This is a genomic window from Pseudomonas sessilinigenes (assembly GCF_003850565.1).
Taxonomy (GTDB): domain Bacteria; phylum Pseudomonadota; class Gammaproteobacteria; order Pseudomonadales; family Pseudomonadaceae; genus Aquipseudomonas; species Aquipseudomonas sessilinigenes.
This window is the reverse complement of record NZ_CP027706.1, coordinates 1,336,903-1,351,172: the sequence shown is the minus strand read 5'-3', so window position 1 is coordinate 1,351,172 and position 14,270 is coordinate 1,336,903. Positions and strand designations below refer to the sequence as shown.

The 14,270-nt window shown below is 61.3% G+C and carries 14 protein-coding genes; all 14 read right to left on the bottom strand.

The features are described 5' to 3' along the window. Nucleotides 1–1,239 (bottom strand): DNA circularization protein, encoded by a 1,239-nt coding sequence (locus C4K39_RS06145; RefSeq protein ID WP_068580484.1) that lies wholly within the window; start codon nt 1,237–1,239, stop codon nt 1–3. Next, nucleotides 1,226–3,187: a phage tail tape measure protein gene (locus C4K39_RS06140; RefSeq protein ID WP_225926561.1), complete on the bottom strand. Its 1,962-nt coding sequence runs from the start codon at nt 3,185–3,187 to the stop codon at nt 1,226–1,228. The genes C4K39_RS06145 and C4K39_RS06140 overlap by 14 nt, the downstream gene beginning before the upstream one ends. A 130-nt stretch (nt 3,188–3,317) precedes the next feature. Beyond that, nucleotides 3,318–3,614 carry a phage tail assembly protein gene (locus C4K39_RS06135; protein WP_031321005.1) on the bottom strand — a complete coding sequence of 99 codons (297 nt, stop codon included), beginning with the start codon at nt 3,612–3,614 and terminating at the stop codon, nt 3,318–3,320. Further along, entirely contained in the window at nt 3,611–3,958 is a 348-nt protein-coding gene (locus tag C4K39_RS06130) for a phage tail tube protein (protein WP_022642610.1), read from the bottom strand. The genes C4K39_RS06135 and C4K39_RS06130 overlap by 4 nt, the downstream gene beginning before the upstream one ends. A gap of 63 nt (nt 3,959–4,021) precedes the next feature. Then, nucleotides 4,022–5,518: a phage tail sheath subtilisin-like domain-containing protein gene (locus C4K39_RS06125; RefSeq protein ID WP_068580480.1), complete on the bottom strand. Its 1,497-nt coding sequence runs from the start codon at nt 5,516–5,518 to the stop codon at nt 4,022–4,024. Further along, the gene (locus tag C4K39_RS06120; protein WP_022642608.1) at nt 5,518–5,700 is read right to left on the bottom strand and encodes a DUF2635 domain-containing protein; all 183 of its coding nucleotides are present in this window, start codon (nt 5,698–5,700) and stop codon (nt 5,518–5,520) included. Before C4K39_RS06120 ends, C4K39_RS06125 begins: the two co-directional genes overlap by 1 nt. After that, nucleotides 5,697–6,281, bottom strand: a complete 585-nt coding sequence (locus tag C4K39_RS06115; RefSeq protein WP_124345879.1) for a phage tail terminator protein — start codon at nt 6,279–6,281, stop codon at nt 5,697–5,699. The genes C4K39_RS06120 and C4K39_RS06115 overlap by 4 nt, the downstream gene beginning before the upstream one ends. 380 nt (nt 6,282–6,661) lie before the next feature. Next, complete coding sequence (locus C4K39_RS31475; RefSeq protein ID WP_164487265.1) at nt 6,662–6,832, bottom strand: hypothetical protein; 171 nt, start codon at nt 6,830–6,832, stop codon at nt 6,662–6,664. Beyond that, entirely contained in the window at nt 6,798–7,184 is a 387-nt protein-coding gene (locus C4K39_RS06110) for a hypothetical protein (protein WP_124345878.1), read from the bottom strand. Before C4K39_RS06110 ends, C4K39_RS31475 begins: the two co-directional genes overlap by 35 nt. Continuing rightward, complete coding sequence (locus C4K39_RS06105; protein WP_124345877.1) at nt 7,184–7,918, bottom strand: pyocin knob domain-containing protein; 735 nt, start codon at nt 7,916–7,918, stop codon at nt 7,184–7,186. The genes C4K39_RS06110 and C4K39_RS06105 overlap by 1 nt, the downstream gene beginning before the upstream one ends. Before the next feature lie 12 nt (nt 7,919–7,930). Beyond that, nucleotides 7,931–8,770 carry a hypothetical protein gene (locus C4K39_RS06100; protein WP_124345876.1) on the bottom strand — a complete coding sequence of 280 codons (840 nt, stop codon included), beginning with the start codon at nt 8,768–8,770 and terminating at the stop codon, nt 7,931–7,933. Nucleotides 8,771–9,067: 297 nt separating this feature from the next. Beyond that, a complete protein-coding gene (locus tag C4K39_RS06095; protein WP_124345875.1) occupies nt 9,068–12,847 on the bottom strand; it encodes a TipJ family phage tail tip protein in 3,780 nt (1,259 codons plus the stop codon). Between the two features lie 60 nt (nt 12,848–12,907). Next, nucleotides 12,908–13,516, bottom strand: coding sequence for a tail assembly protein (locus C4K39_RS06090; protein WP_124345874.1), 609 nt, complete (start codon nt 13,514–13,516; stop codon nt 12,908–12,910). Nucleotides 13,517–13,580: 64 nt separating this feature from the next. After that, the gene (locus tag C4K39_RS06085; protein ID WP_022639480.1) at nt 13,581–14,216 is read right to left on the bottom strand and encodes a tail assembly protein; all 636 of its coding nucleotides are present in this window, start codon (nt 14,214–14,216) and stop codon (nt 13,581–13,583) included. Between the last annotated feature and the right edge of the window lie 54 nt (nt 14,217–14,270).

The window sequence follows — 14,270 nt, the reverse complement described above, 5'->3', positions numbered from 1 at the left end:
CTACACCTCGGCGATTTTCAGGTCGGCCGGCGGCAGGAAGCCTGGATGCACCGCCTTGTTGCGCTGGCTCACCTCCCCCACCCGGGTGGCATCGCCAAACCGCTGGTAGGCCACCACCAGGGCCGGCAGGCTCTGCTTGGGCGACAGGGTCAGCAGCCGCACCCCGGTGGACGACACCGCCGTGAGATGGCCGAACAGCTGCTGGCGCAGGCTGTTGAGCGCCTGGTAATGCAGGGCATCGGCCTTGAGCGCGGCCTGCCAGATCACCTCATTGAGGGCATCGCGCAGGCTCAGCACATCCTCGGCCACCGGCACATCCAGGCGGCGTACCGGCTGGACCGCCTGCTGGGCCACCGAAGGCGTGGAGTTGAGCTTGACCACCGGCGCCGCCGCCGGCATCTGCGCGACCTGGTAGCCGAGCTTCACCAGCAGCATGTCCTGCACCAGGTTGGCCATGGCCTGGGCCGCGGCCACCGTGTCCTTGCCGGTGGTGAGCTTGGGCGTATCGATCTTCTTCGCCGCCTCGACCTGTTGCGAAGCATTGGCCAGCACCCCGCGATAACCCTCGCGGGCGAAGTCCTTGAGCTCGCGGATGTCCTTGAGCAAGCCCTTGAACTCGGCGCTGACCTCCCGGGGCAACTCCTTGAGCGCCAGCACCAGCTGGCGCAGGTCCTTGTAGGTGTCGATCAGTTCCTTGAACTCATGCTCGATCACCGCGTAGACGTCCTTGAGGCAATCGCGCAGTTCCTTGACGGCGATCCGTGCGGCCTTGATCAGGCTGATGGCCTCCTCGAAGCGCCGTACCGCCGAACCCAGCAGGCTGTCGGCGGCCACCAGCAATTGCTCGCGGGAGTTGACCACCGCCGTGGGGAACAGCAACGGCTGGTCGGGGTGGAACTTGAGGGCGAACGTCACCAGGCCGCCGTCCTGGCGGGTATGGGTCATTTCGCACTCGCCGACCTTGACCTGCATCCGTCCCAGCCAAGGGTGGACCAGTTCCCCGGCCCCCTGCTCCAGGGCCTGGAGCAGCTGGTCGCGCTGCTCCAGGCAGTTCTCGCCCACGATGAAGGCCGTCAGGTCGTGGACCTTGGCCTGCTGGCCGAGCCCTTCGTAGAAGGGCTGGTCGCGCTGGGGGTACTCATGCAACTGGCCCTTCTGGCCCACCGGGGTCTTGGCCTGGTCGACCCAGAAACCGACGCCGCGAAACGACGCCGGCAACAACCGATCACGCCAGCTCATTGGAACCTCCTAGGGAAAGTGAGCGATAGCCGATGCGCGGAGTCACCGCCAGGCCCGGCTGGTTGGTCTGCGGCTGGCTGGTGCGCATGCCCGCCGGGGCGTTTTCGAAGCGCACCGTCAGGCCGCCTTCGAGTTGCGTGCGGTTGTTGGCCGCACTCTGTTGCACCAACGCACCAGAGCCCTGGGTCAGGTTGCGCGCCGCCGGCGAAGCCTCGGCACCGAAGAATGCCGGGGCCAACTGGCCCTTGCCTTCGGCGTTGGTCCGCTGCTGGGCCTCGGTCAGGCCTTCGACCTTGCCGGTGATCTTGGCGATGAAGCCGCCAAAGCTGCCGCCGAGCATTTCCCGGATGCCGCCCAGGGTGCCCTTGAGCTTGTCCCAGAACGCCGAGAACCAGTCGGCGATCGGCTGCCAGTTGGCCGTGACCATGTCCATGGGCGACCAGTTGAACAGCTCCTGGAGGAACCCCTGGACCGGCGCCGTGATCGCCAGCAGCGAGTCCCACAAGCCACTGAAGAATCCGGCTACGGGCTCCCAGGCCGCATTGATCAGCGGCATCGGCGACCAATCGAACAGCGCCCGAAAGAACTCGCCCACCGGCGCGCTCAGCGCCAGCAACTGGTCCCAGGTGGCCGAAAAGAAGTCCATCAGCGGTTGCCAGTTATTGATCACCAGGCCCAGGGGCGACCAGTCGAACAGGGTCTTGAAGAACCCCAACAGCGGTTCCGCCTGGGCCCGCAGGCCATCCCAGCACTGCCCGAAAAAGCCCAGCAGCGGCTGCCAGTGGTTGATCACCAGGCCCAGGGGCGACCAGTCGAACAAGGTCTTGAAGAAGCCCAGCACCGGTTCCGACAGCGCCCGCAAGCCATCCCAGCAGCGCCCGAAAAAGCCCAGCAGCGGCTGCCAGTTATTGATCACCAGGCCCAGGGGCGACCAGTCGAACAGGGTCTTGAAGAAGCTCATCACCGGCACCGACAGTGCCCGCAACAGCTCCCACAGCGCCGAGAACAACCCGGTCAATGGCTGCCAGTTATCGATCACCAGCCCCAGCGGGCTCCAGGAAAACAAGGTCTTGAAGAAATCCAGCAGCGGCAACGCCAGGGCCTGGATGCCCTGCCACAAGCCACTGAAGAACTCGCTGAGCGGCGCCCAGGCCTGGGTCGCCTCGCCGACCACCGAGCTCCAGAGCCCGGAGAAGAACCCCGTGAGCGCGCCCCAGGCACCGGCCAGGGCCTGCAACGGGCTCCAGCCGAACAGGCTCTTGAAGGTGGCGAAGGCCACCTGCGCCGCCTGCTGCAGGCTATTCCAGATCCCGCTGAAGAACTCGGATATCGGCTCCCAGTAGGCCACGATCAAACCGGCGGCCACGGCGATCGCCGCCGCCACGATCCCCACCGGCGAGGCCAAGAGGCCGACCACCGCCGCCAGGCCCATGGCCCCGGTGGTAACCACGGTGAAGGCCACGGCCGCAGCGGCCAAGCCTTCCACCAGGGCCGGGTTGTCGGCAACGAAGGCACCGACACTGCTGATCAGCGGGGTCAGCCCGGTGATCAAGTTGTTGACCGCCGGCAGCAGTGCCTGGCCCATCTTCAGCGACACCCCTTGCAAGGCGTCGTCGAACTGCTTGAGGTGGGCCGAGGTTTCTCCCAGGGGCACTTGCGGTGCCTTGAGCTGGGTGAGTTGCTGGCTGCTGGCTTGCAGGTCGTCCTCGGCCTTGATCGCCTGTTTGATGCCATGGATGAACGGCTCCAGCAAACCGCCGCCCTTGATGAAGCCGCCCAGGTCGAGGGAGCCGAGGCCACTGTCCTCGATGCTCTTCTTGAAGGCGCCGATCCTGGCGCGGATCCCCGACATCTGGGCTTCGAGTTTCTGTGCGCCGAGCACCACCACGGACATGTGCACCGTGGTCTGGATGTTCGTCAGGCTCATGCTTTGTTGAATATTCGCCATCACTGCACCTGCTGCATCGCATTGATCCGTTGCGCGTGCTCCAGTGACTCGCGGAGCACATCCAATGGCCTGGCCATCATCTGTTCGGGGTCAACCTTCCAGAACCAGGCCAGGTCATAGGCGGCCGCGATCAGGTCGCCGATGGCTGCGACGCCGCACTCATGAAAAAACTCGCGACGGCCCAGCTCAGGCCGTTGAGGTCGGCCAGGTCCAGCTGGTTCACCGAGGACGGTGGGATACCGGCGCAGACCGCGATGTACTTGGCCGCGACATCCATGTCCAGGCTCACTTCCTCGCTCTTGTCGATCCGATACGGCAGCGCCTTGATGTTGCGCACCTCCTGCACCGTCGGGCGGCGCAGGGTCAGTTCGTCGAGCGTTTCGCCGTGGGCTTCGATGGCCACTTGCAGCTTCACGACTTGAGTCATTGCCAGGTCCCCTTCACGCCGTTGAACACCAGCGCGATGCTGGCGTCGTCGCCCTTGGATACCGGCTCGTCCACCAGGTAGGCGCCGGCCAGGACGAAGACCTTGCCGTTGTTGAATTCGCAGGTGACGGTCATGTCGGTACCGGCCACCAGCTGCTTGAGCGGAAAGTCCGGGGTGTGCAGCGCCGTGACCTTGAACGTCGGGGTGACCTCGACTTCCTTGTAGAAACCCGGCACGACGGTTTCACGCTTGGTGGACATCAGCGGCGCCTCGCAGCCGCCGTTGATCGTCAGTTGAGCACCGTCGACCTTGACGTAGCAGGTGCCCGCAATCACTTGACCCATGGTGTTTCTCCCTTCAATAAAAAGCCCACGCAAGGTGGGCTGGATTCACAGTCGAACGTGCGTTCAGGCGACGTTGTCGTACTGCAGGCGGAACTGGTTGAGCAGCGCGAACACTCGCAGGCCGTTGATGTAGTCCGGCGGGAACAGCACGTTGATGCGGTTCGGGTCCCGGGCATCGCGTTCCACCACCAGGTGCTCGGCGAACAGCTCGGCGTTTTCCACATGGCCTTCCAGCTCCAGCTTGGCGTACTGGGCGATCAGCTCGCCGCGAATGGTGCTCGGGGTGACGATCGGCTGGCCGGCGCCGAAGCGGGTGCCGTCGGCGGCCAGCTTGTGGCGCCCGTACTTGCTGGTGATCACGCTTTGCAGGCGGCGCACGATGTAGGCCGACTGGTGCAAGGTCTCGCTGTCCAGGTAGGAGTTGTCCGCCTGGCCGAAAGCGTTCTTCTGGTAGGTGGTGATCGAACGCTGGATGCGCACGTAGCCGCCTTCGTAGTAGGCGGTGGCGATGCCGTAGTTGAGCAGCGACTGGCGCTCGGTCAGGGTGAAGCGCTCGCTGGCCGCGGCCGGGTCCAGGCCTGGCAGGCTGCCGCTCTGGGTCGGACGGCTGGCATCGGCGGAGATGAACACCGCGGTGCGCGCGGCCAGTGCCGCAGCCTGGACCCAGGCCGGTTGCGGAACGCCCGGTTCCAGGGCCTGGATGGTCATGTGCTGGTCGTTACGCGCCTGCCCGGCGGCGACCAGGGTGCCCACGGTGCCGCGCTTGGCGGTGTAGACATGGCCGAACAGCTGCTTGGCCCAGGACCAGCGACCCACGCTGTCATCCATGACCGCTTGCCAGGTGTTGAGGCTGGCGACGTCGGTCCAGGGCATGCAGATGAACTCGAACGGCTCATCGCCCAGGGCAGCGACCGCGGCGACCTGGTCAGGCACGCCGGCACCACCGGCCATCTTGCCGATGACGATGGCCAGGCCTTCCGGGGTGCTCTCGCCGTTGCTCTTGCCCAGGCGATTGAGCTGCAGGCTGATGTCGTTGCCGCTGTCGCCGGTCCACTTGGCGTTCAGGGTCACCACGCCTTCGGCGGCGCTGGCACTCAGCGGCAGGTCGGCCGAGGTGTTGATCTTCTGCACCAGGGCGGTGGCCGCCTGGGCTGCGGTGGCGCCCTTGACGATGGCGGCCTGGACCCGCACGCCGCCCACATAGAGGTTGAGCACGCCGCTCTCGGTGGCGCTGCCGGTCAGGGTCAAAGTGCCCTTGGCCACGCTGCCTTCACTGTTGTGCAGCGGCAGGCACCAGATCTCGCCGACCGGGTCGGTCTTGCGGAAGGTCTCGTACATGGAGGCCAGCATCGAACCCTGGCCGCCGATGCTCTTGGCCAGGGCCACGCTGGACACCAGCACCAGCTTGCCCACGTCGCTGGCGGGCACATTGTCGTTGACCTGGGCGACGATCAGGCGGCGCATGGCCGACGAGGCGCTATTGGCCGCCGAGTTGTCCATCTCGGCATAGAACAGCGGAACACGAATGTCCGCGGGGATATTGCTGAATCCGATCGCCATTATTGGGCTCCCTTCGGTTGTGCCGCTTGCACGGCGTTGATGGTGATATCGCCATCGGCCAGACGGCGACGCCACCAGGCGTTGTCCGTGACTTCACGGCCGGTGACCGGCAGCAGGTCGCCCGCTTCCGGATCGGGTACGGCACGGCCAGCGGCCGGCAGCACGGTGATGCGTTTGCTCATTGCTTCAGCTCTCCTGAGAAAGTCAGCTCCAGGCGCCCATCGGGACCCGGGCTTTTCAAATTGGGGTCCGCCGGATCGATGGCATCGACCCGCACCGTGACCCCGGTAAAGGACGGCAAGCCGTCGAGTTCACGTTCATGCCAGGTTTCCGCCGGCTGCCCGGAACGATTGCGCCCCAACTGGAACTCGGCGAAAAAGCGCAGGCGATAGAGCAACCGCTCATTGCCCACCGGCACCAGCTCACCACCCTCGTACTGAATCGGGCTGTACTCGGCCCCGGGCTTGAAACCCACCAGCGCACGCCAGACCTCGGCCCGCAGGTCATGGAGCTGGTCCAGGGCCTGTTGCGGGTGAGTGGCATCGAGCAGCAAGGCGACTTCGAAGCGGTCGCGGATGATCTGGCGGAAGGTGTTTTGTGCGGTGGAGGGGGTGGCGAGGTCGTTGATTGGAGCGAGGTAGGCAGCGGGAAGAGCTTGGGTAGTGTTACTTGTCGATACTCCTGGGCTAAATCCAATAACGAAACGATTCGTTAATAGAGGGCAATGCTCTTGGAGTTGCCTTAGACATGAATCGAATAACATAAATCACCATCAAATAATTAGACAAACCTCACAAAAAACCTCAAAACCTGAGAAAGCCAAACATTAAACAACAGCAATACACAACAACATCAATTAAAGCCAATTAAACAAATAAGCTTAACACCCCACAGCAATCCAACCTAACGCTCCATTACGCAGAACTATCGACACAACCAGTTCGCAACACCCAATATAACGCCTAAAATATTGATTAACACTTCAAGTGCTACAACAATATTCTCCCTATAAAAAATCATTTGGGCTCTGACTACGCGGGAAAGCAGCCCTATACACTAAAACGGGATTGATCGAACGCGACAGTGTTGCCTTAGATAAAAATATGTACGTGTGGTGACAGGTAGCATGAGATGTCATTGGGCCTAGAGTTGGTTACGTGCCTCAACACGCTTCTCTGCGATATCGGCGGGGATCTCCTTGCCGATTTCCAACTTACGTACCACCAGCCAATCGGTCTGGCGCAGGTACTCCCGGGCCTCGTTGGCTTTCTGATCCTGCTCAGTGAAGGTTTTCTTGCTCTGAGAGAAGTCCATGGTTGTCCTCGACGGTTGGGGTTACGGGGGGCTGTGCGGGGTGATCGGTGGGGATTTCCACCGGGCCGGCAGCGGTGACGGTTACAGATTCAGGGAAGCGAATGGCGTCAGTGGCCACGGTTTCGTCGTAGGGCATGAGGATCGCCACGGAAAGCACGCCTTCAAACGACATGACGGCGCGATCTACAAACCAGTCCGACTTAATGTCGACCTGTTCAAGCTGGTAGCCAGGCTGTAGCTCGGTGAAGTCGAACACCTCGCCGTTAAGCGTGATGGCGTAACCCTTGACGGATAGCGATTTGAGCGGCTCAAGGGTGGTCGATGCGATGGGTGAAAAGCGGATGTTGATCATTATTTCCAGCGCCCTGTGGCGAAATACTGAGGGTAGGCGGTGGCAGTGCCACTTGGCGATACCAGGTTACCAATGGTGATCGTGTCGTTTGATGCTGCATGAACACCCCATACGAGCGACCCGGCCGCACCACTTGTGCTCCAGGTGACAACTGGAGCCGAAACGAACGGAACAGGGAACGTATAGGTGTACTGAGGCGAGCCGAATAGCGACCCAATCGGAAGCGTTGTAGCCCCTGCTGATCCAGAACTAAACCAGCATTGGAGCGCTCCGCACTTGTGCTTAATAGCCCTGCCATTGGCATTCTCGATGTATTGAGCCTCGTCACCAGCGATCAGAAACTCGCGCCAGCCGCCCCAGCCACCAGCCTTAATCCGGGTGTAGAACTGGCCGCTACCGATGTTGATTGCCGTCTGACCAACGTACGATGCGTTGAGCGGGTACGTTACAACGTAGTAGTCGGAAGCGCTCGGAAGCCTTGACAGCCCCTTGTTCCTGACGAGCGCCGAGCATGTCACATTGATCCAGTCGACCAGATCCTCGCCTATATCAAGGATCGATGACCCAATGCCGTATTTGAGGAGGATGGCTTTCACGGCATCCTCATGCCCTTGCCCTGTAGTAAGTCCGTACAGCTCCGTTGTCATGTCGTTTACTTTGACCATTGCCGAGCGAAATGTATCGCCGCCCTGGCCGCTCGGGATGACTCCAAGTTCAATGTTTTTGCGTGCCATGATTTAACTTCGCTAAGTGTTAAATGGGTATGGATATTCGGAAAGTTCAATATAAGAGCATGCCGGCCTTAGGTCGTTTTGCATATTAAACCACCCAAAACGTGTTGTTGTGTGCACCGAGGCAAAGCTAGTTTCGGGTGATGCCCAGATTATGTGTGCAACGGCCCCATCCTCACCGTAACATCCCTCTTCCCCGCCACCACGCCACCTGTCTGTGCCAACACCAGAAAGATACCCAACCCACTCTACACCACGGTTCCACGGTATATGAGCCGCATACTTCTTTGACGCGTCAAGCGGAACGCGTATTCTCGTTGAAAATATTCCGGCCCTTGACCCGTTACCGCCTGCTGGCAGCATTGGCCAATCCGGAGGGTTTGTCCCACCAGTAAATGGCCATAGTGTTCCGTTATCGAAGTATTTTACTGGCGGAGGTGTTGACGTGCCTTTCACGTTGAGCGGAAATTGCAAGCTATTAAATGTAAGTCCGCCATCTTCGCCACGCGTCTTTAATGCCGGCCCCGTAAAAATTGGGCGCATCAGATCGAAACAATAGACCTGTATGCCTGACACTGGACCGGCAAAGTAAAATACCTGCTTGTTCCCTTCCATTGACTGGAACGGCTTTCCGCTTTTTCCATAAACAAATACGATAGGACTTACTGCATTCTCGACTTCGAACTTGTATATATCATCAGCGAAGTACGACGGCTTATTGCCTTTGTTCGGGTCTAGTCGATTCCACTGCCCGGCGGCCACTACAGGACCTGCCTTGATGAGCCCATAAGCTGCTTTCGAGGTGTCGTACAGTATTGAGTTGTTAGGCTTTCGAACGATTAATGCGGCTACCATATCAATAATACCCGTAGTAAACCCTGCACTTCATGGCGAAGCCACTTGGCATTAGGTATCTCCATGAAATTAGATCCTTTGTTAATGTAATCCCTGGCCTCTTACCCTTAGTTCGTTGAGCGTCTTGAAGCGGGACAATGATGTAAAAGTAATTACGACCTACTGGTAGCGAGATTACTTTAGATCCAGTTAATGAGACTGCTGGGTTAGTATCAACAAAACCAGCAGACTGACTAAGAAATTTAGTCATATCTGCCGTAATCTTGTTATCACTGTTCCTTGTGACTAAGCCGACCATTACGAAGCATCCACGCTAAGATCAATCGCCTTAACGCCGTTCGGGTAATAGATATAAATTCCGCTGTTGTTGATCACCAATTTATTACCCCCTGGCGCAGTCGCCATCATCTGAAAAGTCCCGTCGGGCAGGAATGCCCAGCCTTGAACGTCTTTTTCGTAGTTGCTTGAAGTCAGGTTGTTACCGATCTTCAGCATGTTGATCGAGCCGTTCTGTATGAATGCTGACTTCATGAAAACCTGGCCGCCTTCAACAGTGAATGGAACATTGCCGCCCTGCTGAATTGCGAACATGTCCGCGTCAATTACGAACTTCGACTGCACTACGCCATTGGGGCCGTTCTCAATGCTCAGGCCAATACCTGCGAACTTGTATTCTCCAGTTCCAGGGTTGTACTGCAGGCGCATAGACCACATTTGCGAGAACTTGCCGTTGACTTCCTGGGCAACACGAAGCCCCTCGTCGGCCTTCAGCGATACGCCGTTGAGGTTCGTCTCAACTGTGCTTGTGCGCTGCGCTACAGCGCCCACCGCGTCAACCCGGGCCTTCGTTTCGTCACGGATGGCCGCGGTGTTCTGGCCGACCTTGGCGTCCACCTGAGTGATTCTTTCGCCCAGGGCAGAATCAGCCGTAGCCATTGCTGTAGTTAGGTCCACGACCCTAGCGTTTGTCTTTCCAAGATCGGCCTCTACGGTCTCCGTCTTCTTTGCTTGTACGTAGTCGCCCTCGGCAACGGCGGACCACACCGACCACACCCCCGCGTAGCCAGTGTCCTGGCCCACAAGCTCGTTGCTGTCGCCAGCCATTTTGGGATTGAGCTGTACAAAGACCCCGTCAACCTTTTCAGATACCGCCGTCAGCTTGCCGTCGATGTTGGTGATCTGTTGCATCAGGTTGTGCACCTCACCAGCCAGGGCGTTGGCTTCTTCGAGAATCGTCCCGACGTCTTTCCAGTACTGCGCATTCGGCGGTTGGGTGCCAGCAGGAACCGGGCCGAGGGCCTGGTACAGATTCTGCCCCTGCCGCACAATCTCGCCCTTGCTGTAGGTCTTCGCAGAGTCCCAGGCCAGCGCGTCGGTGTACTGCTTGATTAGGTCCTTGATCGCTTCCAGGCGTTCGTTGATCGATCCCGGGCCGTCGCCGCTGATCTTGTCGATCTCGTCCTTCAAGTGCTGGCCGAGCGAGGATTCCTCGATCTTGCCCTTGATGTAATCGAGGATTAGGTTTGCGTCGGCGCTGGCCTGCCCTCTAACGCCAGTACCAGACGGATAAAGCGGCCCGACATTACCAGTACGATCCACCAAGCGTGCCCAGAAGAAAAACTGAGCACCTGCAGCTAACCCTTGCATCGTGGAATCAGCTTGTGGGTAAGCGTAATCACCGAGTTTAGAAGCAGTTTCAACTTGATCAGTTGGGCTGTACCAGATCTCGGTCCGTTGCAGGTCGGCGGTGCTCAGCCCGGCCGGGATGCTCCACTTGAGCTTGATGCCGAACACGATCGACTCGGCGTTGAAGGAAGCCACCATCGGCGGCGGTGTGGTCTTGCCACTGAGCACCGTCTCGGCCGAGGTGGCGAACACCGAGCCGATGTCCAGGGCGTTGATCGCCCGGACCTTGGCCACGTAGCGCCCGGCATAGATACCGCTGACTTCGAAGGCGTTGCCCCCGGTACGTCCGGCGAACACCCAGTCCCCGTCGTTCTTGCGCCAGTGCACCTCGTAGGCGATGGCGTTGTCCGGGCGTTCCCAATCGATGGTCATGACCCCGACCGCGCTGCCCTGGTCGACGAAATGCTCGTTGCGCACCCGCACGTTCTTCGGTGGGTTCTGCACGCTCGGCGGGATCACCGTCACCGGTGGCTGGTCGATGCGCGCGCCGTTGTCGATCGCCGCGAACTTGGCACCGACATGCTTGACCGCACTGATGCTGTACTTGATCGCCGAGTCGGAAAAATCCTCGGCCACCGACAACACGCGAAACTGCTGGACCGCCAGGGTCGGCGAATCGATGGCCCACATCGAGTGCACCGGTGGCAGCTCCTCGAGTTTTTTCTCCAGCACCACCCGCTGCACTTCAGCGGGAAAGCCGGTGGTGTCGAGGGTGGTGGCGCCACTGTCCCAGGTGATGCCGGTGCTGTCCCAGGTCAGTGGGTAGCCCACGGACTTGATCACCCGGGAGATCGCCTTGCCGGTGGGCATGATCAGGGTCAGGGTATCGCCGGGGTAGGCCTTGACGTCGGCATCCAGCACCAGGGCGTCCAGGGTCGCCGAGCGCAGGCGCCCGCCGATCCGCCGGCCGGCCCGGTCGTTGTCCGCCACGCGGATCACCTGCCCCGGACGCACCAGGGTGCCGTCCAGGCCCACGGAAAAACTCACGCTTTCGGTTTCCAGGCGGTTGGTCAGCAGCGCCCACTTGCCGATGCGCTGGGCCTGGGCCTGGGAGGTGCAGCCAGTGGCGGTGATCTCGGTCTGCTGCACGCCATAACGGGCGATGCCTTCCGGATCGTCGACGTACTGCACCTTCTGCCGGTAGAAGTCCGCCGGGTCGTTCCAGCTCACCAGGGCCACGCTGTAGCGGGTCTTTTTCGCCGAGCCGCCGTAGACGAACTTGCCGTCGATCACGTTGGCGTTGCTGTAGGTGTACACCGGGTCTTCCGGCATGTCGGCCACCGCCATCACCGAGCCTGCGCCCCAATAGGCCATGCCGCGGAAGGTGGTGGCCAGGTCCTGCAGCACTTTCAGCGCATCGGCGCGCACCGAGAGGTAGAGGTTGCAGGTAAAGCGCGGCTCGGTGCCGCCCTTGCCATCGGACACCGGCTGGTCGCAGTACTGGCCGATGCGGTACAGCTCCCACTTGTCTACCTGGCCGGCGTTGAGCAGGTGCCCGAGGCCATAACGCTGGTGCAGCAGCAGGTCGTAGTAGATCCAGGCCGGGTTGTCGGTCCAGGCCGACTTGAAGGTGCCGTCCCACACGCCGCTGTAGGCCCGGGTGGCCGGATCGTAGTTGCTCGGCACGCGGATGATCCGCCCTTGCAATTCGAAGGAGCGGTTGGGAATCGACTGGAACTGCGAGGCATCGAACTGCAGGCCGATGATCGCCGAACCCGGGTAACGCAACTTGGCGTCGATCACGTCGGTGATGGACTCCACGCTGGTGGTATCGGCGATCGCCCCGCTGCTGGAGTTCGCCGTCAGCCGGCGCACCCGCACGGTCCAGCCGGCCTTGGCCGCTGGCAGGTCGACCCGGTGGGAGCGCTCGTACTTGCTGGAGCTCTTGCCGCTGAAGGCCGATTGCAGCACTTCGACGAACGCCCCGCCATCGGTGGACAGCTCGATGACATAACGCACCGTGTAGCCGTTGGTGTCGCCGTTGCTGGTGTTGGTCTGGGCCAGGCGCGAGACCGCCAGGCGGATACGCACCGCCGACAGTTGCAGGTTGGTGATGGCGCGGGTCCAGGGTTGGTCGCTGCGCAGTTCCACCGCCACCTGGGACTCGTTCTCCACCGCCGGAAAGCCCGGGATGTAGGTCTGGTCCTGGCTGCCGTTGCGGGTCTCGAGGCTGACCCCGGAGAAGTTCAGGCTGCCGTCGGCGTTGGCCAGAGGCGTCTCGTTGAGGAACACCGAGCGCTTGCCGTTCTTCAGGCCCACGATCTCGCCTTCACTGACGAGATCGAGGATCCGGGCATAGGCCGTGCTGTGCAGGCTGTCCGGGGCTTCCACGGAGGGACGGGGCGGCTTGGCGCCGCCGCCCTTGCTACCGGCGAGAATGGGGTCGGTCATGGCTTTCCTTCAGGCGAAATGAGGCCCGCGGCATCGCAGGCAGGTGGAAGACGGGAATGCTTAGAGTTGGTCCTGGGCGTAGATGCCGGAGCTGATCACGGTGCTGCCGATGGTCAACTGGCCATAGAGCAGGCCCACCGGATTGCCCTGGGCCGTGGTATTGACCGACCCGTTGAAGCTGTAGCTGGGGCGGTTTTCCGGGCGTTCCTGGGCGCCCAGGCCCTTGGGCATGGGCGCGAGCATCTGCGTCACGCCGCCCATCACCATGGTCGCTCCGGTCATCATCATGGCAGTGACTGCCGGGCCGGTGAGAAAGCCGAAGGGGTTGTAGTAGGCCACGGCCATCAGTACCGCCCCGAGAATGGTCTGCAGGCCCCCAGCGCGCTTGGAGCCGCCGAGCACCGGGGCGATGCGGATCACCTGCTTGCCCAGGGGCTGGTGGATATCGGTCTCGGACAGGTTGCGCCGGCCGTTGAACACGGCAAAGCGCAGGCCCTTGTCGGCGCTTTGCACCATGTAGCGCTCAAAACCCGGGAACTGCCGGAAGTAACCCATCACGTCCTTGAAGCCTGCGCTGATGGCCACCCGGTGTTCACGCCCGAACAGCCGTGCCAGGGAGCCGGACAGCAGCACGGTTTGCATCTTTTGTGGTTCTACGGCCAAGCCCATGGGGTTCTCCTGGCGATAAAAAACCCGCTGCGGCGGGTTTGGATGGACAACGCAGACCGCTGTTTCAGAGCTGGTCCTGGGCGTAGATGCCGGCGCTGATCACCGAGCTACCGACGATCAACTGGCCATAGAGCAGGCCCACCGGGTTGCCCTGGGCCGTGGTGTTGACCGGGCCGTTGAAGCTGTAGTTGGCGCGGTTGTCGGGACGGTCCATGGCCCCCAGGCCCTTGAGCTGCGGCGACATCATCTGCATCACCCCGCCCATGGCCAGGGAAATGCCCATGCTGGCGGCGAAGGTCCAGCCGCTGGAAGCGCCGGTGCCGATCAGGCCTGAGGCAGTACTGCCAGTGGCGGCTATGCCACCGGTGAAATAGGAGGCTGCCACCACCAGGGCGACGCCGATGATGGTCTGCAACCCGCCTGAGCGCTTGCTGCCGATGAGCAGCGGGGCAATGCGGATATCGCTGTTGCCACAGGGAGCGTGCAGGCGATCCTGGCCCAGGTTGTCGCGTCCGAGGAACAGCGAGTAGGTCACCCCGCGATCCTTGGATTCCATCAGGAAGGCCTCGAATCCCGGCACCAGCACGCACAAGGCGCGGATCGCCTCCGCAGCGCTGCCCACCGCCAACCGATGCACCCGGCCGAAGCGGGCTCCCAGCGAGCCGTACAAACGCACGACCCGGACTTTTTGCTGATTCATCACATGACTCCCAGGAAGAAAGATCCCCGGTTGGCAGCCGGGAAAGGCAGCGGC

Coding starts and splice junctions, on each gene's coding strand:
- C4K39_RS06125 (WP_068580480.1), bottom strand. CDS start 5,518: ATGGCGATCGGATTCAGCAATATCCCCGCGGACATTCGTGTTCCGCTG.
- C4K39_RS06085 (WP_022639480.1), bottom strand. CDS start 14,216: ATGAATCAGCAAAAAGTCCGGGTCGTGCGTTTGTACGGCTCGCTGGGA.
- C4K39_RS06110 (WP_124345878.1), bottom strand. CDS start 7,184: ATGATCAACATCCGCTTTTCACCCATCGCATCGACCACCCTTGAGCCG.
- C4K39_RS06130 (WP_022642610.1), bottom strand. CDS start 3,958: ATGGGTCAAGTGATTGCGGGCACCTGCTACGTCAAGGTCGACGGTGCT.
- C4K39_RS06135 (WP_031321005.1), bottom strand. CDS start 3,614: ATGACTCAAGTCGTGAAGCTGCAAGTGGCCATCGAAGCCCACGGCGAA.
- C4K39_RS06100 (WP_124345876.1), bottom strand. CDS start 8,770: ATGGTAGCCGCATTAATCGTTCGAAAGCCTAACAACTCAATACTGTAC.
- C4K39_RS06090 (WP_124345874.1), bottom strand. CDS start 13,516: ATGGGCTTGGCCGTAGAACCACAAAAGATGCAAACCGTGCTGCTGTCC.
- C4K39_RS06140 (WP_225926561.1), bottom strand. CDS start 3,187: ATGGCGAATATTCAACAAAGCATGAGCCTGACGAACATCCAGACCACG.
- C4K39_RS31475 (WP_164487265.1), bottom strand. CDS start 6,832: ATGGACTTCTCTCAGAGCAAGAAAACCTTCACTGAGCAGGATCAGAAA.
- C4K39_RS06105 (WP_124345877.1), bottom strand. CDS start 7,918: ATGGCACGCAAAAACATTGAACTTGGAGTCATCCCGAGCGGCCAGGGC.
- C4K39_RS06145 (WP_068580484.1), bottom strand. CDS start 1,239: ATGAGCTGGCGTGATCGGTTGTTGCCGGCGTCGTTTCGCGGCGTCGGT.
- C4K39_RS06120 (WP_022642608.1), bottom strand. CDS start 5,700: ATGAGCAAACGCATCACCGTGCTGCCGGCCGCTGGCCGTGCCGTACCC.
- C4K39_RS06095 (WP_124345875.1), bottom strand. CDS start 12,847: ATGACCGACCCCATTCTCGCCGGTAGCAAGGGCGGCGGCGCCAAGCCG.
- C4K39_RS06115 (WP_124345879.1), bottom strand. CDS start 6,281: ATGTTATTCGATTCATGTCTAAGGCAACTCCAAGAGCATTGCCCTCTA.